Consider the following 17,325-nt stretch of genomic DNA (forward strand, 5'->3'; position numbering starts at 1 on the left):
AGTTACCTTTGGGGTTGTTAACGTTACTTCAGAATCATAGATTTTATATTACGTTACTAATGATATCTTACGATTGCTGGTGTTATCTTGTAATGACTGACGTTATCTTGTAATGACTGAAATTATCTTGTAATAACTGATGTTATTTTATCGCTTGTGATGTTAGCTTTTAGTTACTGATGTTATTTATATCTTATTCTTTTCGGCTAATTTACTGTGGTAAAATCTGGTATGATTTTCCAAATGAATTATCTTGAGAGTTTAATTATTCAATACCAGCAGCCTGCAATTTATCAGTATCAACACTATCGTTAAATCGCGTTAATAACAACCGTAATTTGGGATGAATATAGCTTTGACAGAAAGGTTTGTCGGGCGACTGATAAAAATAATTCAGATATTCATTTTTATTTAATTTAAATTCATTAAATTGTAAAACCCGGGTGACTAATGGTTGATCAAAACGCGTGGCCAATGATTCAAGAATATGTGTTGCTTGTTGCTGCTGATATTCATCATAAGTATAAACGGCCGAGCGATATCTATTTCGTAGGGAGTGATTTGCGGTACTCGCGTGAGTATACAAATGGATCTCGATTAACGTTGTCAAAGAGATAATTTTTGGATTAAAGTAGACCTCAATCGCTTCCGAAAAGCTAGGCTGAGTTGAGTCCGCTTTGTCTGACTCCAGTATTTTAAAGTTCGAGTTGGCTTCACGGAATTGACTTGATGGTTCGACGCTTAACCGAGGTTTTATCCATCCTTGATTAACTGCAGTGACTCCTAATAGCGACTGGAAGATACCCTCGGTACACCAATGACATTCTCCGCCAAGACCAACAACCAGCGTCATAATTCAAGCCGTTTAACTTTTGCTAGAAGGCAAAATCCAATCTGCTCGTGGAAAATGACAGGTATAGCCGTTCGGAAATTTTTCTAAGTAATCCTGATGTTCTGGTTCCGCTTCCCAAAAGTCGCCCACGGGTTCCAGTTCTGTAACGACTTTTCCGGGCCATAAACCCGACGCATTGACATCATCGATAGTTTGCTGCGCAACCTTTTTCTGCTCATCGGAAACGTAATAGATAGCAGAACGATATGACATGCCGCGATCATTTCCTTGTCGGTTCACGGTGGTCGGATCGTGGATTTGAAAAAAGTACTCGAGTATCTTTCGGTAGTTAGTTATCTCATTGTCAAAAATGATCTCAATACCTTCTGCATGGGTGCCATGATGGCGATAGGTCGCATTAGCAACATCACCCCCAGTGTAACCTACACGAGTGGAATTAACTCCGGGTAGTTTTCGGATCAAATCCTGCATTCCCCAGAAGCAGCCGCCGGCTAATACTGCGCGTTCTTCTGCCATAAATTTAGTCCTCTATTTGGTCAATATATTCGCCGTAACCTTCGCTTTCCATCTTGTCTCGATGGATAAAGCGCAAGGAGGCCGAGTTAATACAATATCGCAATCCACCACGGTCAACAGGACCATCAGTAAACACGTGTCCCAAATGACTGTCACCATGAGCGGAGCGAACTTCGGTGCGAATCATACCGTGAGACGTATCGCGGATTTCGTTAATATTGGTGGGTTGTACCGGCTTAGTGAAGCTCGGCCATCCACAGCCAGATTCGTACTTATCGGAAGAGACAAACAGCGGCTCACCCGACACAATATCAACGTAAATACCCGGTTGCTTATTATCGAGGAGTTCGCCGGTACCGGGCCGTTCTGTGCCATTTTGCTGAGTCACTCGAAATTGTTCAGGAGTTAAAGCGGCTAGCGCTTCTTCCGTTTTTTTGTATTCCATCGTGTCGCTCCTAATCCGTAATAGAAGGGTACTTGTTCTTGATGTAAGTGTTACTTATTCTCTGTCTAAGTTATAGGTATCTATACGAATGGTACCCCAGTATGGTTTATGAAGACCATCGTATTGTCTAAATACAAGACGTCGAAACTATTTGAAATGTTACATAGCGGTATCTCTGTATACAGTTCAAGCTTTGATTAAATCAAATCAAATCAAATCACGGCTTAGCGCTTCCAATACTCGTCGGTTTCATCTGAGTATTCTAGCGCTAATTCGTCTTCATTCTCCCAGTCGTAGGTTTTTTCAATCGGTTTTGGGTCCTGATTGCGAAATAGAATAGCGCTGAACGCACCGCCGACTGCGCCAAAGAAATGAGATTCAAACGAGATTTTCGGATCCCAAGGGAGTATCCCCAGTAACAAACCGCCATACATGAAAACAGCGATAAACATGATCGCAATTGAGACTCTGTCCCGGCGGATAATTGACGCTAAAAAGATAAAATAAAAAAGCCCTGAAACAATACCACTTGCGCCTAAGTGATAATTGGGTCGGCCAAATAACCACACGCCTAATCCGGAAACAACCCAAATAATCAAAAGGGTTTTCCATTTAGATACCGGATAGCCATACACCATTAAAGCCCCCAACAACAGAAGTGGTAAACTATTGGCGATTAAGTGCTCCCAGTCAGCATGCAGCATTGGTGCAAAAATTATCCCAACTAATCCATTAAAGTCCTGCGGGTGGACAGCTAAACTTGATAGTTCTAACCCAAACAGTACTTCAGCCGATTTAATAACCCATAACAAAAGAGTAAAGTAGACAACGTACCAAAGTGATTTTAAATTTCGATGCGGCTCAGTCATCAAAATAATATTGGGTTCGATTCTGAAAACACAAGGTAAATTATGGTGATGTCGCTAGTAATAGCCGCAAGCTAGCCAAAGTCACACCTTTTACTTAAAATAGCTGAAAAATAGGCGTCAAATAATAAGAGGGAAAGTTGTTGTCGGAACCAATCTATCAGGCACCTAATAAGTCAGCGCTCGCACAAATCGCCAAGCCCAAAAGCTTCGTTATTTTTGTTTTGGTCACTTTGTTGGTGGGGCCATTTTTAGGAATGTTGTATTTCGCTAAGCCTGTGAGAGCAGTTTTTTATCTTGTCGTTCATATCGGCGTGTTTTATATCACTTATAGCGGCCTCGGAAGCACTGTACATGATTTCTTTGCGGATGGATTATATCTTTCCCTGTTAGCTATCTGTGTTGGTGATGGTTGGTTAGTTAAAAAGCGTATGGCATTAGCAAAACCATACCCGCTGTACAGCAGGGCGTATGTGCTTTTACCTGCCACCTTTTTTGGTTTGCTCGTGCTTTTTTCAGTGCGGGGGTTGTTTATCGATTTTTATCATTTACCCGCGGCATCCATGATGCCCAACTATATGCCTGGCGACTATGTAATTGTTGATAAAACTAAGTCAGCGCAGACAACTTTTGCAGGGCAGTCGTTAAAAGTAAAGCCCAACCGAGCAATGTATGAAATGGTATGGCGTGGTAATGTGATTGTTTTTTATCGAGAGCAAGCGCCTGATTCACCATTTATTAAAAGAATTATTGGTATTCCGAATGATGTAGTAACCCTAAAGGACAGGGGGTATCTCATCGAAACCTGTATGGAGGCAGACTGCGCACCGGTAGCGGTCAATCATCGAGAGGTAAAGGCGTATCCAATTCCAAGTTCTGAATACAACCCCGTTTCTCGGCAATATATGCAGTATAAAGAGACGTTAGGCGAAAGCGAGTTTGATGTACTCTACTTGCATCCAACTGAAGCCCGTCACCCAATTCAAATCGAACAGAACAGATTTGTTGTCCCAGAAGGGTATATATTTGTTATGGGTGATCATCGCGATAATAGCTTTGATTCCCGCTATTTTGGTTTAGTAAAAATAGAAAATATTATTGGTGAAGTCATTGGCGCGAATTGATCGCCAAAATGCACTTTTAACACGCATCGCAGATTGATAATGATTGTTTGTTTTAGTGTCAAGGATAGTTTTAAAAGTTTCGCTTTTTGTGAACGATGGAGCTATTAAACGGATGGCGATTAGGTTATCGGTTATGAGTTTAAAGTTTTAGGTCACTGTTAAGTTATTTTTGTTTTCACTCAATCTAAAAATCAATTTAAACTCAGGATTAGCTAGCTTGCTTTGCAACTTCAATTTTAGGAAGTTGTTTATTCTGTTTAAATAATTTGCAGTTTACGATAACCGGAGCGAGGAAAAAGCGCTCAATTGTACCTGATATCAAAACAACATCACTACCTCTGATCGCAAGTAGGTGTCGCTTGTAGGATTTGTCAAAGACGGCGTGCGCAGAATCAATCTCTTGTTTCGGAGAGACAATCGTCACCCAAATCTTGTCATCTTTTTCTTCGGAAACTGACATTACTTTGACTTCCCATTTTACGCTTTTACCAATGTAATTGTCTTCGATTGTTTTGCGTTGGCGTTCGGTTAGGTTTTTATCATTCCAGGATTTTAGTAAAAACTCCAAGTCATTGGTGACTAATTTGACAGCCTTAACAGGGACATCCTGTGGCGTAATTGGTGTGAGCTCGATCGTATTTTGCTTTAGTTTGAGGCGCCTTTTTCTTTCTGAAATCAGTTGGGCCCGTTTGTGCTCGCGTTGCTGCAGTTCAAGCACTTCATCCATTAGGACATCGATGTGTTTCTCTAAATTTTCAATATTCATTTGTTGAGGTTGAATATATAACTTGAGCAATAAGCCGATAATGGCCAAAGTGGTTATTGCGCTAATCAGAAAAGCACTAATTATTGGGTATTCTAGGAACATGTTTGTAACGTAGTGAAGTCTTGTACTATTGGAATAATCCAAATACGCTTATATTTTTACGCATTTTGACGAATTATTGTCTGTTGATAAATCTAATACGTCACATAATTGGATGTTTTTCGAACTATGAGCAAATTAAGCTCGAGCGCTATTCTCAAGCAATTCTAAGTTTGTTGCCGCCGGCAGTATTTCATAACGCGTAAGAATATTGCTATTAAGTTTGTGAGCAAAAGGTGATATGGTGCCTGCCATGATTTGTTTTTTGGTTCCAGATTTAACCTATCAGGCTCGATAGGTTAAAAATTTAAACCCAGGTAGATGAATTGGTAATACAAAGATTAAAGCGTGCAAAACGGCGATGGAAAGGCTTGTTATTTTTCGTTGTCTTATTAAGCGCCTTAAATATCTATTACTTATCGACAACACCAACTAATCAGGGCCCTTGGCAAGTTCAGTATGAAAAGCTCGCTAAGGTTGAGTTTGACGACTCAAATAATTTGAGTAAAGCAAACGCGACTATCTATAATTTCAGACGTGCGCGATATGATGAAAAAGGGGGCCCGACAGCAATAGCGTGGACACAACGAGAAGTCAATCTGAATGATCTTAAGAGTGTTTGGTATGGCATTTCTGTATTCTCGTCCCCCGGTTTAGCCCACACCTTTCTCTCATTTGATTTTGGCAATGAAGATCCCGTTGTGATTTCTGTGGAAGCGCGAATGAGACCCGAGCAAAGCTACAGCCCTGTTCAGGGAATACTTGATCAATTTCATTTGATTTATGTTATTGCGGATGAGCGCGACATTATTGGCGTGAGGACCCATAAGCGCGCGGAAGAAGTTTATTTCTTTCCAATCAAAGCCAACAAAGTGCGGCGTCAAAAGATGTTTATCGATATGGTTAATCGAGCGAACAGCCTCAATGAAACCCCCGAGTTTTACAACACCTTTACCTCGAATTGTACTAACAGCATTATGAAAGAAACCCAGATTCCGGCCTGGCAATATTATCTCGATCCAAGAATCGTGTTACCTGCATTTTCCGATGAAATTGCCTATCAATATAAAGTACTTGATCAAAATTATGACTTGGAGTTGCTGAGGGAAGCTGCGCGTATCCCAACCCATCGATTCACTGATGACGACACGGATTTTTATCATAAAATCAGGGAAAATTATTTCCAAGTACTTGAAGGTGTCGCTAAAAAGTCACCATAAACTTAAAAGCACGATAGAATTTATCGAAAAAGAACCGTGCAATGAGTCCATTCGTGCTCCGTTTTCTGGGTTTGAATCTGTACTTTTATCTGGATCAGGATCTGGACCTAGATCCGGATTTGAATTTATCAAACAAGCCCTGACTGTTTCCGTCTTTAAGGCTTACTCGAATAATTGAGCGCGTGTTGTTAGTTGCCTAGCTGATTAAGCGCTAAGTAGCAAGAGGGTGTTTTATCCATAAACGGTTTAGGTTTCTGATGTATTTGCGATTAATACCGTCTTATCCACCCTATTTGACTTTCCTCGGCACACTCGCTGCGCTGATTTAAGATACATTTTGAAACACCTGTTCCCGCCAATAAATTGAAATCCTTTGATACAATCGGGCTAGTTTGGAGCCCTACGAGACAACAACAATGAAGAAAAATTACCCCTTGCAAGCGATATCGTTTTTTTGCGCTAGCCTTTTATTTACGGCAGAGATAGCGGCACAGAAGATTACCGCTAACGACAAACATCTCCTTAATTATAAAGATTTATTCAACATGGAATACGCGGCAAACCCTATGGTAATGCCTGACGGAGAGCATGTTGTTTACGAGCGTCGCAGCATGGATATTATGACGGATCGTATTCGCAGGAATTTATGGATGGTCGCGCTAGATGGCAGCAGTCATATGCCTCTCTTGTCAGATACCAAAAACCATTACAGTCCAATATTTTCTCGTGACGGCGCTAAAATGGCTTATCTGTCGAGTAAAGAGGGTAAGGTACAAATCTATGTAAGAGACGTTGCTAGCGGCAATACTGCCCGGGTGACCGACGTTGCAATGAGTCCGAGTAGTTTGAGCTTTTCCCCAGATGGTAAACAGATTGCTTTTGCGATGTTTACACCTGCTAAGACTCAACCTTTATTCAGTCTTCCGTTTAAGCCTAAGGGAGCTGAATGGGCGGATGATGCGCAATACATTGACAAGACTTTGTTTCAAAGAGATGGTGCAGGTATGAATAAACCGGGAAACTTGCAAGTCTATGTGGTTCCAACTATAGGCGGTACGCCAAGGCAAATTACCTCCAGTGCGCATAATTATGGGGGATCTTTGGCCTGGAGCAAGGATAGTAAACAGATAATTGTTTCCGCTAATACTCGAGAAGATTTTGAATTTGATGTTTTCAATAGCGACTTGCTAGCGGTTGATGTATTGAATGGTAAAGTGACTCAATTGACCAATGCGACCGGCCCAGAAAACTCGCCAAAAATGAGCCCGGATGGAAAACGTATTGCATTTACTGGCTTTGAGGATGATGGAAAGTCATTTCAGAATAGCGAACTGTATGTGATGAATGCCGATGGTAGTAATATCAAGCTGTTAACGCCAAAGCTCGATCGTTCGGTCCAAAATATACGTTGGGCAGACAACAGCAAAGGGATATATTTTAGCTATGACAATGATGGTAAGAAAAATGTCGCCCATGTCAGTTTATCTGGCAAGCTGAGCAACAAGACAAGTCAGCTTGGCGGAATGAGCCTTGGCCGCCCCTATACTTCTGGCCAATTTGATATCACTGACAATGGCAATATAGTTTACACACACTCGAGCGGCGACAGACCAGCGGACTTAGCCGTAGTTGATAAGCGCGGTAGAGTGACGATGTTAACCGACCTTAATGGTGATGTTTTTGACCATAAATCCGTGAATAAGCCTGAACTGCTAACGGTAAAAAGCTCAGTCGACCAACGCGAGTTGCAAGCATGGATTGTTACTCCACCGAATTTTGACCCGAGCAAAAAATACCCAATGATATTAGAAATTCATGGGGGACCTCATACTGCTTACGGGCCTGGGTTTTCATCTGAAGTGCAGCTATTCGCAGCAGCGGGTTATGTCGTCTTATATGGCAATCCTCGAGGCTCAACCTCGCAAGGCAGCGAGTTTGCCAATTTGATAAATAAGAATTATCCCTCTAATGATTATGATGATTTAATGGATATGGTCGATGGGCTGATTTCGAAAGGCTATGTCGACGAAAATAACCTATTCGTCACTGGTGGGTCAGGTGGGGGAGTCTTAACGGCATGGATTATCGGGAAAACTGACCGTTTTAAGGCGGCTGTTGTCGCTAAACCAGTGATTAATTGGATCAGCATGATTGGAACCTCCGATATCTATACCTTTATGACTCGTTATTGGTTTACTGACTTACCATGGAAAGATTACGAACAATATTGGAAACGTTCACCGCTAGCATTGGTTGGCAATGTGGAAACACCGACTATGGTATTAACGGGTGAATTAGATGTGCGAACACCGATGAGTGAAAGTGAGCAGTATTATGGAGCTTTGCGCTTGGAAGGTGTTGAAAGTTCATTGGTACGTATTCAAGGAGCTTATCATGGTATCGCCGCCAAACCTTCTAATTTGGCAAGAAAAATTGGTTACATTTTAGCTTGGTTTGATAAATATAAAGTCGCCGATGAAGCAAAGAAGAACTAGTCGTATTACTTTGACATTGAGTTAAGACTCGTTCAAGCAAGAGTCGCTGAAAGGTCAGGTGTTAGTTATTCACGCTGACCTTTTTTGTATTAGTTGAAACTAATTTTCTTTAACGACTTATTTTAAACTTACAAGGAAAAAAACGGTGTCCTCCAAACCCGACAAGCTAATGAAACACTACAAACTCGTATTACCTGAACATATGAATCACCAGCAATCGCTGTTTGGTGGCAATCTGCTAAGTTGGATTGATGAAGTTGCGTATATGACGGCAAACTTGCAGTTTCCTAATCACCGTTTTGTAACGGTTGCTCTAGATAATGTAGAGTTTAAACATCGTATCGATTGCGGAGAAATCATATGTTTCTGCGCTACGCTAGAAAAACAAGGTTCGACTTCACTAACCTATTTTATTTCTGTGAGTGGAACGCGCAAAAACGCGGAAATGATATTGTTTGAAACGCGCATTACATTTGTGAGTGTTGACGAACAAGGACTTAAAAAATCGATTTGCTAAAAATAAGAATCAGACAGGCACCTTTCAGGCACAAACGTACACAACATTAGGAAAATGTCTTATTAAATTAACGAATTTGTAAGACATATACCCTTGAGTTTGTCAGTTATAGTTGAATAGGTGCCTGTCAAGAAACATTTTCAAGAAAGATTCTCTTGAAAGAACGATAGCCCGTCTTGAAACCAGTTATCTAGCCAATATTAGGTTTGCCATACTCGCTGATAGGTCTTTCGAGTGTCTTACCCGTTAATCCTATGCTATCCTCATTCAGCGCAGAGCGCTTGGGTTTGAATGATTATCAAATTAAAGTAACGCTCAATAGGCGGATAGTAAAACAAACAATAAAAGACTCAATAATAAAAACTGAAGATTAAGAATAAAAAATTAATAATAAAAAATTAAGAGGGTTTCCTATGAACTTTGAACGTTTATTAAAGACTAGCTTATTGCTACATGTCTTAATACTGGTCTTAAGTTATTCTACTCATTTACTGGCGAGCGACCAACAACATCCCGGTATATTTCTGAGACATATTGTCTATTTCCAAGATGTCAATGTGGCACAAAAAGCATTTAAGGATGCCTTAAAAGGTTCGACATTTAAAAAAGTAGAGGAATTTCCAAAGACTGCAGAGTTGCCTATTTATAATCACTATTTAGTAGAGGATGTATCGCAAGATTTTCCTATGCCGAATCCTCGTTATTTATCGTATTTTGGTCGCGGTATGACGGATGAAGAGCGAGAAAAAGTGCAAGGTTTTCAATCGGCAGTTTTGTATGACTTTATGTTCCCCTTGTCAGCCCGCGAAAGCTCGCTCTATGAATTGAGTCAAGCGGCGTTAGCGATTGCAGAAAAACATGGTGGATATATTTGGGATTCAGAAACTCGCGAATTATTCAATATCGCTGAATGGCGTCGTTATCGAATTGATTCTTGGCGTAACAAAATACCTAACGTCAAATTAAATACAGTTATTCATGCTTATCAGGAAGGAGAAAGTTATCGAGCCATCACTTTAGGAATGGCGAAATTCGGTTTCCCTGATCTGGTTATTAACGGATTTGATTGGAATGATAGTCGTTCAATTTCTTCGCTGATTAATTTAACCGCGCAGCAAGTTGTTGAGCAAGGGCTAAACAGTTTTCAATTTGAGCTTGACGTAAATAGCTTAAAAGAATCTAGCTATAAGCTGTCGCTGCTCGACTCTTTATACGAAAACGCTTCTAAATCAGCACCGGTTAACTTAGTCGAATCAAAACCGCATCAGGGTGATCCCGATAACTTTTTATTAGAGTTTGAATTCAATCAATACGAAGGGAAAAATCGATACCAAAAACAATCATCTTTACTTAATAGACTATTTGGCTGGAAAGATGAAGTCACTTATGTCAAACATAACGCGATGATTGAGGCAGCAAGTCAAGCTGCTCGAGAAAAATTACCGGGTTTACAAAAGCGATTTAATGCCGGACTAGAAGTCGGAGAAGGGCTATCGTTAAAAGCTCCCTTTAAAACTACGTCCGGTGGCAATGAATGGATGTGGGTTCAAGTTGTTGCTTGGAAAGGAAACGAAATTAAAGGAATATTAAGAAATATTCCTCGCCAAGTCCCTGAGTTAAAAGAAGGGGATTCTGTGATAATTTTACAACAGGATGTCTTCGATTATATTTTTTATCATAAAGATGGTAGCAGCGAAGGCAATAAAACCGGAGAGCTGATAGAAAAATTTCAGCAGCGTTGATACTGAAAATTGGTTTTTCATGATTAATTAATAGATTAGGGTAATTTAAAGTCGCGAAATAAAGCCTGTTGCAGGCGGAAACACAATTTAGAGTCGCTCATTCAAAGAGCGACTATTAAAAACTAACGAATCACTTCAAAGAGGAACCAACTTGCTTAGTCGTGTGTTTCGTGAAAATGTTGGCCATGTTGATGGTGCCAGTGATCATCATGTTGATACTCAATTCGACCATTCTTAACTCTTTGTTTGTGCCCACATTTTAAACTATGAGCATGTTCATGCTTGCCGTGAACATTAACTAAAGCCTCATGGGTATTACCCGCGTGAGTGTGATGATCGTGTCCATCGTGGTTATAGTCGAAGTGATCGACATGCCATTCGGCGGCATGACCACAACTCGCGTTATGTTGGTGTTGATGATTTTTATGCGATGGATGATCGCCAGCGAAAACGCTGCTACTTGCTAATACGCTACTAGCTAATAACAATGTGGTTAAGGTCGAAGATTTCATAATAGCTCCCTTCTAAGCGGTGAAATGCTTAAACGACTCTGGTCGTTGATAAGTACCATCTTAGATAAGTACCATCTTAGATAAGTACCATCTAGGACAAGCACCATCGTAGACAAGTGTCGTGCTTAATAACTATAGCCTGATTCGCAAATTGTTAAAGCAAAGCCAGCCTGAAAGGCAAATTTCGGGACGGTTTTGTGCGGCCGGTCAACATTTTACCCGGATATGAATTTGTATCAGTTACCGCTTAGAGCTAGATGTCAGACCTCTTTAGCACTTAACTTCTGGTAATTGATAGAACGTGGCTGTACATTAGAGTGCAGCTAACAAAACCAACAATAAACAGGGAACATATATGCTTTGTATAAGAACTTCGATCGTTCTCATTTTAACGTTTTTTATCATTTTCAATTCTGAGCCAATCAAAGCTGCCGACAATATATCCGCCGCAGCAAAAGCATTTGAGGGACTTGAGTTTCGGTCTTTAGGGCCATATCGCGGCGGTCGCTCCGCGTCAGTTGAAGGTTTTGATAACGAACCTGGTACCTATTTAATGGGGGTAACTGGTGGTGGTGTCTGGCGGACCATCGATGATGGTCACAGTTGGCATAATATCTCTGATGGTTATTTTGGTGGTTCTATTGGCGACATTGCGATCGCACCTTCGGATACCAATGTTATCTACGTTGGCGGCGGAGAAAAAACGATACGCGGCAATGTATCCCATGGTGAAGGTGTTTGGAAAACTACCGATAAGGGTAAAACCTGGCTCAATGTCGGATTAACCGATTCAAGGCATGTTCCACAAATACAGGTCCATCCAAAAGATGCTAACCTGGTCTATGTTGCCGCTCTGGGGCATTTATATGGAGCGAATGAACAACGAGGTATTTTTCGCTCGAAAAATGGTGGTCAATCATGGGAAAAAATCCTTTTTGTTAATGATGAAGTGGGCGCAATTGATATAAAGCTGGATCCAACAAATCCAAGAATTATTTATGCATCAACGTGGAGAGTAAAAAGGACTCCTTATAACTTGTCCTCAGGGGGAGAGGGGTCAGGCCTTTGGAAATCTGTTGATGGTGGGGACACCTGGAACAATATATCAACCAATCAAGGACTACCGAGAGAAATATTAGGTATTAGTGGTTTCGCTGTTTCGCCAGTGGTACAAGGCGTCGTTTGGGCAATTATCGAAGCGAAAGACGGCGGTTTATTTCGCTCTGATGACGGCGGTGAAAATTGGCGTAAGGTCAATGAGGAAAATAAACTCAGACAACGTGCTTGGTATTACACAAGAGTTTATGCCGATCCTAAAAATGTCGATACGGTTTATGTGTTAAATGTTCGTTTCCACAAATCAACCGACGGCGGTAAGTCTTTCAAGTCGATTGCAACGCCGCATGGTGATCATCATGACTTGTGGATTGATCCAAAAAATCCGTCTCGTATGGCTGTAGCAGATGATGGCGGTGTTCAAATTTCTAATAATGGCGGCATAAGCTGGACAACTTATTTCAATCAACCGACAGCACAGTTCTATCGGGTGACTACCGATAATCATTTTCCTTATCGAATTTATGCGGCACAACAAGATAATTCCACGGTTCGTTTGAATCATCGCTCCGATGGCGGTGGGATTGATTTGTACGATTGGCAGCCCACAGCCGGCGGAGAAAGCGGGCATATCGCGCCGCACGCTGAAAAGCCAGACATCGTCTACGGTGGTTCGTATATGGGGTATTTAACGCGCTATGATCATCAACGAAAAAACATGCGTTCTATAAACGTCTGGCCAGAATCTTACATGGGGTCCGGTGCTGGCGACGTTAAGTATCGGTTTCAATGGAACTTTCCGATCTTTTTCTCGCCGCATGATTCCAACAAACTTTACACCGCAGGAAACCATTTATTCTTAAGTACTAATGAGGGCCAAAGTTGGGAAATAATTAGTCCTGATTTGACTCGAAATGATCCGGCAACATTAGGTCCTTCAGGAGGACCTATCACAAAAGATAATACTAGCGTTGAGTACTACGGTACGATTTTCGCTGCGCTGGAGTCGTATCATGAACCGGGGGTTTTGTGGACAGGATCAGATGATGGGCTTGTTTATATCTCAAGAGATGCCGGTAAAAACTGGAAAAATATCACGCCACGAAAGCTACCTAAATGGACTCAAATAAATAGTATTGAGATTGATCCATTTAATAAAGGAGGTCTTTTTATTGCTGCAACTCGTTACAAGTCTAATGATTTTCGACCTTATTTATTTCACACCAAAAATTATGGTAAATCCTGGCGTCGAATTGATGATGGGATAAAGCAAGATCATTTTACTCGAGTCATTCGCGCGGATAAAAAACGAAAAGGTTTGTTGTATGCTGGGACTGAAAGCGGCCTTTATATTTCATTTGATAACGGAGAAGAGTGGCAGCCTGTGCAATTAAACCTACCAATCTCTCCGATCACTGATTTAGCGCTCAAGAACGATGATTTAGTCGTTGCGACTCAAGGACGCTCCTTATGGATTATGGATGATCTTAATCCCATTCGTAATTTCGATATAAAAAATCTGCAACAGCCTAGTCTTATTAAACCGAGAGATACTTATCGATTTGATAACTATGAGCCATCAGCACCTGGTCCGCGAGCGGAGAACTTAAAAAATGGTGTAATGGTTAATTTTTATTTGCCCGTTGAGCCTTTGTTAAAATCAACTCATAAAAAAGATAAACAAGGTAAAGAGGCCTTAACTTTAATTTTTAAAGATGCATCTGGTACTGAGTTGAAACGTTTTGCTACCACCGCAAAAGAGAAGCATCAACTAATGACTGCGAAGCAAGGATTTAATCGCTTTTTCTGGAACTTGCGGACTGAACCGCCGAGAAGTTTTAAAGGCATGATGATGTGGGCGAGAAGAATGCAAGGTTATAAAGTTGTTCCGGGGGAGTATCAGGTCACGTTAAAGATGGGTGAGTACGAATCGACACAGGCCTTTACTATCCTCAAAGATCCAAGAACCATTGCAACTGAAGAAGACTTTAATTTGCAGTTGGCTTTTGCAAAAGAAGCGTGGCAATTGTTGGATGATACCCACAAGGCCATCGCTGACATACGTGCTTTGAAGTCGGAAATTAAACGTTTAAAAACTAGTTTAGCATCTGATGATAAGTACAAGCCTCTCATTGAAATGGGGGATAGTATTGTTGAGAAAATCGATAAAATTGAAAATACTTTGTATCAGACTAAAAGCAAAGCACCTCAAGATCCATTGGGCTTTCCCGTCAAGCTAAACGATAAACTTAATAGCGTATTTGGTTTAACTCAATGGGGTGATCGACGACCAACGGATCAAGCTGTTGAAGTTAAAGCGTTGTTGACCGAAAAAATCAATGAGCAATTGGCCGCCTTTGAAGCTGTCAAAGCAGAGGACTTGTCAAACTTTAATCAAAAGGTTCTTGAACTGAAAGTACCGATGTTGATGGTAAAATAATACACTGGGTGTCACCGGAGGATAACAATCATGTTGAGTCGTCGCGAAATCATTAAGCTTTCTATGCTAGCGGGTACGTCATTCAGTTTAACGGCTAGTTTACTTCATGCAGCGAGCACCCAAACATTGATAACGAGAAAAGTCCCTAAAACTGGAGAGAGTTTACCAGTGATCGGGCTTGGCACTTCAGCGACATTTCGACGCATCGCGGGCGGGGAGGATGTCAGTCAGTTGAAAAATGTGATTAAAACGCTATTGGACAATGGGGGAACTGTTTTCGATACTGCACCAAGTTATAGTGAGTCAGAGCGAGTCGCTGGAAAGATTGTCCAAACGATGGGGGCAGCTGACCGAGTTTTTTGGGCAACTAAGTTAAATGTCGTTCCGCGGGGAGAACTCAAGGCAAATCCGGATAAAGCTCGTCAGCAATTAGATAATTCGTTTCAGTACATCGGAAAAAAAACTATCGATTTAGTTCAAGTACATAACTTGAGAGATATCCCTACCCAAATGAGCCTTCTCAAAGCTTACAAAGACGCTGGTCGAATTCGCTATATCGGTACGACGTCAACCAATCACTCTCGGTTCTCGGACTTAGCTACGGTGATGCGAAATGAGCCGATAGATTTTATCGGTGTCAATTACGCGGTGGATGATCGTAAAGCGGCGGAAGAAATTTTTCCTATTGCGTTAGATCGCGGTATTGGTGTATTGGTCTATCTACCGTTTGGCCGGTCGCGATTATGGAAAAGAATTGGTCAACAAAAGGTTCCCGAATGGGCCGTTGAGATTGGCATACAGTCTTGGGGACAGTTCTTTTTAAAATTTGTTGTCGCTCATCCCGCGGTAACCGTAGTCACGCCGGCGACCAGTAAACCAAAACATATGCTTGACAATATCGGCGCGGCCTATGGTGAACTTCCAGACATAGCAATGCAAAAGCGAATGATCGAGTTCATTGATGCCTTGCCATCGACATAGGCGCGTCACTAGTCATTAGTTCTCATATTGAGTCGATTCAAAAGATCGGTAAAGATACTGTGTATCAGCCCTACATTAAGGCTGAGCTAGCCTTGATCCTGCGAAAAAGCCGACTATGCTTGAGGTAGTTGGGGTGACTATTGATTGCGAATAAATACACCGAATATAGGGTAGATGAATTGGAGTAAACATGGATAAGCAAGTCAGTTCTCGAAATACCAGAAATAAAGCGTTACGGATTAATCTGGATGAGAAAAAATATGGCACTATTGCTGAAATTGGCGCCGGACAAGAAGTTGCTCGGAATTTTTTTGTCGCGGGCGCTGCAGCAGGTACAGTTGCAAAAACGATTTCAGCTTATGATATGACATTTTCCAATGCGATTTATGGTGTGCAGAAAGATGGCCGTTATGTGAGCAAACCGCGCGTTCTCGCGATGATCGAACAAGAGTTTGCTTTAGTTTTAGAACGAGTAGGGGACAGTCGACCAAGGGCATCACGATTTTTCACTTATGCAGCAACAGTTGCTGCTAAAAGTTTTAATCGAAATAATGAGTGTCACGCTTGGTGCGCCGTTAGAGTACAAATGTATCCTGGCGCCGAACCGTCTGATATCGTTCTTCATGTACGAATGTTCGATGATAATGCCGAGGCCCAGCAACAAGCGTTAGGGGTTGTCGGGGTAAATCTTATTTATGCGGCTTTCTACTATTTTGAAAGCCCTCGTAAAATTATTGATTCCCTTACCGACGATCTGAAACCCGATAGAATAGAAATAGATTCAATCGAGTTTAAAGGGCCTTATTTTGAAGATCTTGATAACCGCGCAAAAAATATTCATTTGATACGTAGCTGGAAGACTCGCGCGATTATTTTCACACCCGATGGCAATGTCACCATTCCAGCTGATCTATTTTATAAAAAAAATGTATTGACGACTCGCGGCTCTTTCAAGCCTGTGACAAAACTGAATGTTGATATGATCAAGCAAGGCACCAAAAGTTTCTTTAAGATGGAGCATGTTAACAAAGACAATACCGTTTTAATTGCGGAAATTTCCATCAACGATGCACACGGTAATGATGCCAACGTTTCAGAAGAGGATTTGATCGAGCGAGTCAAACTGCTCAATTTGCTCGGTTATAATGTAATGGTATCAGACTATACTCGCTATTTTTCGCTACGAGCTTACTTTCGCCAATTCACTCAGTTAGAAATCGGAATTGTCGTCGGAATGGTCAACCTCAATCAAATTTTTAATGAAAACTTCTACAGCAACTTAGAAGGTGGCATCTTGGAGGGATTTGGTAAATTATTCCCCGATCATACTCGTTTATTTGTGTATCCAGAGTTAAACGAAGCTGGGGAATTAAATGACATTAAGCAAGTGACCGTTCCTAATAATGTTAGACATCTTTATCTCCATTTACTAGAGAATGATTTTATAAAAGGTATTGACAGTAGCGATCCGTCTTTGTTTTCAATTTATTCAAGAGAAATACTAAAGAAACTAAGTGCTGGAAGAGGGGATTGGGAAAAAATGTTACCGGAGGGAGTGGCCGACGAAATTATTAAACAGAAATTATTTGGCTATCGAGGTAAGTAGTTTCTATCGAGCGCTTTCTGCTGCTTAAAAAGCAAGGCCTGCTCGACAAAACTCGGCAGTTATCAATTCTCATTTAAAGCATGAATT

The 17,325-nt window shown here is 41.2% G+C and carries 14 protein-coding genes; 8 read left to right on the top strand and 6 right to left on the bottom strand.

Going from position 1 to position 17,325, the window contains the following annotated elements:
- Positions 1 to 265 precede the first annotated feature (265 nt).
- The 4 genes from FLL45_RS04455 to FLL45_RS04470 all read right to left on the bottom strand — a co-directional run bounded on the left by FLL45_RS04455 (position 266) and on the right by FLL45_RS04470 (position 2,683).
- On the bottom strand, positions 266 to 853 hold the full coding sequence (locus tag FLL45_RS04455) for a peptide-methionine (S)-S-oxide reductase (RefSeq protein ID WP_142888564.1): 588 nt from the start codon (positions 851 to 853) through the stop codon (positions 266 to 268).
- A 12-nt stretch (positions 854 to 865) separates the two neighbouring features.
- Complete coding sequence (gene msrA / locus FLL45_RS04460; protein ID WP_142888565.1) at positions 866 to 1,369, bottom strand: peptide-methionine (S)-S-oxide reductase MsrA; 504 nt, start codon at positions 1,367 to 1,369, stop codon at positions 866 to 868.
- 4 nt (positions 1,370 to 1,373) lie between these two features.
- Complete coding sequence (gene msrB / locus FLL45_RS04465; protein WP_142888566.1) at positions 1,374 to 1,814, bottom strand: peptide-methionine (R)-S-oxide reductase MsrB; 441 nt, start codon at positions 1,812 to 1,814, stop codon at positions 1,374 to 1,376.
- Between the two features lie 224 nt (positions 1,815 to 2,038).
- On the bottom strand, positions 2,039 to 2,683 hold the full coding sequence (locus tag FLL45_RS04470) for a rhomboid family intramembrane serine protease (protein WP_142888567.1): 645 nt from the start codon (positions 2,681 to 2,683) through the stop codon (positions 2,039 to 2,041).
- 140 nt (positions 2,684 to 2,823) lie between these two features.
- Here FLL45_RS04470 and lepB point away from each other — a divergent pair, with 140 nt between their 5' ends.
- Positions 2,824 to 3,804 (top strand): signal peptidase I, encoded by a 981-nt coding sequence (gene lepB, locus FLL45_RS04475; RefSeq protein ID WP_142888568.1) that lies wholly within the window; start codon positions 2,824 to 2,826, stop codon positions 3,802 to 3,804.
- A 208-nt stretch (positions 3,805 to 4,012) separates the two neighbouring features.
- On the opposite strand, the gene FLL45_RS04480 is transcribed toward lepB, so the two are convergent.
- Complete coding sequence (locus FLL45_RS04480; protein ID WP_142888569.1) at positions 4,013 to 4,672, bottom strand: hypothetical protein; 660 nt, start codon at positions 4,670 to 4,672, stop codon at positions 4,013 to 4,015.
- A 323-nt stretch (positions 4,673 to 4,995) separates the two neighbouring features.
- On the opposite strand from FLL45_RS04480, the gene FLL45_RS04485 reads away from it, so the two are divergent.
- From FLL45_RS04485 to FLL45_RS04500, 4 genes are all read left to right on the top strand, one after another.
- Positions 4,996 to 5,889 (top strand): lipoprotein N-acyltransferase Lnb domain-containing protein, encoded by an 894-nt coding sequence (locus tag FLL45_RS04485; RefSeq protein WP_142888570.1) that lies wholly within the window; start codon positions 4,996 to 4,998, stop codon positions 5,887 to 5,889.
- 416 nt (positions 5,890 to 6,305) lie between these two features.
- Positions 6,306 to 8,384: a S9 family peptidase gene (locus FLL45_RS04490; protein ID WP_142888571.1), complete on the top strand. Its 2,079-nt coding sequence runs from the start codon at positions 6,306 to 6,308 to the stop codon at positions 8,382 to 8,384.
- Positions 8,385 to 8,529: 145 nt separating this feature from the next.
- Positions 8,530 to 8,901 carry an acyl-CoA thioesterase gene (locus tag FLL45_RS04495; protein ID WP_210247107.1) on the top strand — a complete coding sequence of 124 codons (372 nt, stop codon included), beginning with the start codon at positions 8,530 to 8,532 and terminating at the stop codon, positions 8,899 to 8,901.
- Between the two features lie 413 nt (positions 8,902 to 9,314).
- Positions 9,315 to 10,643 (top strand): DUF2314 domain-containing protein, encoded by a 1,329-nt coding sequence (locus FLL45_RS04500; protein WP_142888572.1) that lies wholly within the window; start codon positions 9,315 to 9,317, stop codon positions 10,641 to 10,643.
- Between the two features lie 155 nt (positions 10,644 to 10,798).
- Here the strand turns inward: FLL45_RS04500 and FLL45_RS04505 are convergent, their stop codons facing one another.
- Positions 10,799 to 11,155, bottom strand: coding sequence for a hypothetical protein (locus tag FLL45_RS04505; RefSeq protein WP_142888573.1), 357 nt, complete (start codon positions 11,153 to 11,155; stop codon positions 10,799 to 10,801).
- 355 nt (positions 11,156 to 11,510) lie between these two features.
- Between FLL45_RS04505 and FLL45_RS04510 the strand changes: the two genes are divergently transcribed.
- From FLL45_RS04510 to FLL45_RS04520, 3 genes are all read left to right on the top strand, one after another.
- On the top strand, positions 11,511 to 14,651 hold the full coding sequence (locus tag FLL45_RS04510; protein WP_142888574.1) for a WD40/YVTN/BNR-like repeat-containing protein: 3,141 nt from the start codon (positions 11,511 to 11,513) through the stop codon (positions 14,649 to 14,651).
- A 30-nt stretch (positions 14,652 to 14,681) separates the two neighbouring features.
- The gene (locus FLL45_RS04515; protein WP_142888575.1) at positions 14,682 to 15,632 is read left to right on the top strand and encodes an aldo/keto reductase; all 951 of its coding nucleotides are present in this window, start codon (positions 14,682 to 14,684) and stop codon (positions 15,630 to 15,632) included.
- 190 nt (positions 15,633 to 15,822) lie between these two features.
- Entirely contained in the window at positions 15,823 to 17,238 is a 1,416-nt protein-coding gene (locus FLL45_RS04520; RefSeq protein WP_142888576.1) for a TonB-dependent receptor, read from the top strand.
- Positions 17,239 to 17,325 lie beyond the last annotated feature (87 nt).

The sequence above is a fragment of the Aliikangiella marina genome (assembly GCF_007004765.1).
In the GTDB taxonomy this organism is placed as follows: domain Bacteria; phylum Pseudomonadota; class Gammaproteobacteria; order Enterobacterales; family Kangiellaceae; genus Aliikangiella; species Aliikangiella marina.

Bases quoted from the DNA above. Each gene is read 5' to 3' on its own strand.
- FLL45_RS04455 (WP_142888564.1), bottom strand. From the start codon at position 853: ATGACGCTGGTTGTTGGTCTTGGCGGAGAATGTCATTGGTGTACCGAG.
- msrA (WP_142888565.1), bottom strand. From the start codon at position 1,369: ATGGCAGAAGAACGCGCAGTATTAGCCGGCGGCTGCTTCTGGGGAATG.
- msrB (WP_142888566.1), bottom strand. From the start codon at position 1,814: ATGGAATACAAAAAAACGGAAGAAGCGCTAGCCGCTTTAACTCCTGAA.
- FLL45_RS04470 (WP_142888567.1), bottom strand. From the start codon at position 2,683: ATGACTGAGCCGCATCGAAATTTAAAATCACTTTGGTACGTTGTCTAC.
- FLL45_RS04480 (WP_142888569.1), bottom strand. From the start codon at position 4,672: ATGTTCCTAGAATACCCAATAATTAGTGCTTTTCTGATTAGCGCAATA.
- FLL45_RS04490 (WP_142888571.1), top strand. From the start codon at position 6,306: ATGAAGAAAAATTACCCCTTGCAAGCGATATCGTTTTTTTGCGCTAGC.
- FLL45_RS04500 (WP_142888572.1), top strand. From the start codon at position 9,315: ATGAACTTTGAACGTTTATTAAAGACTAGCTTATTGCTACATGTCTTA.
- FLL45_RS04505 (WP_142888573.1), bottom strand. From the start codon at position 11,155: ATGAAATCTTCGACCTTAACCACATTGTTATTAGCTAGTAGCGTATTA.
- FLL45_RS04510 (WP_142888574.1), top strand. From the start codon at position 11,511: ATGCTTTGTATAAGAACTTCGATCGTTCTCATTTTAACGTTTTTTATC.
- FLL45_RS04515 (WP_142888575.1), top strand. From the start codon at position 14,682: ATGTTGAGTCGTCGCGAAATCATTAAGCTTTCTATGCTAGCGGGTACG.
- FLL45_RS04520 (WP_142888576.1), top strand. From the start codon at position 15,823: ATGGATAAGCAAGTCAGTTCTCGAAATACCAGAAATAAAGCGTTACGG.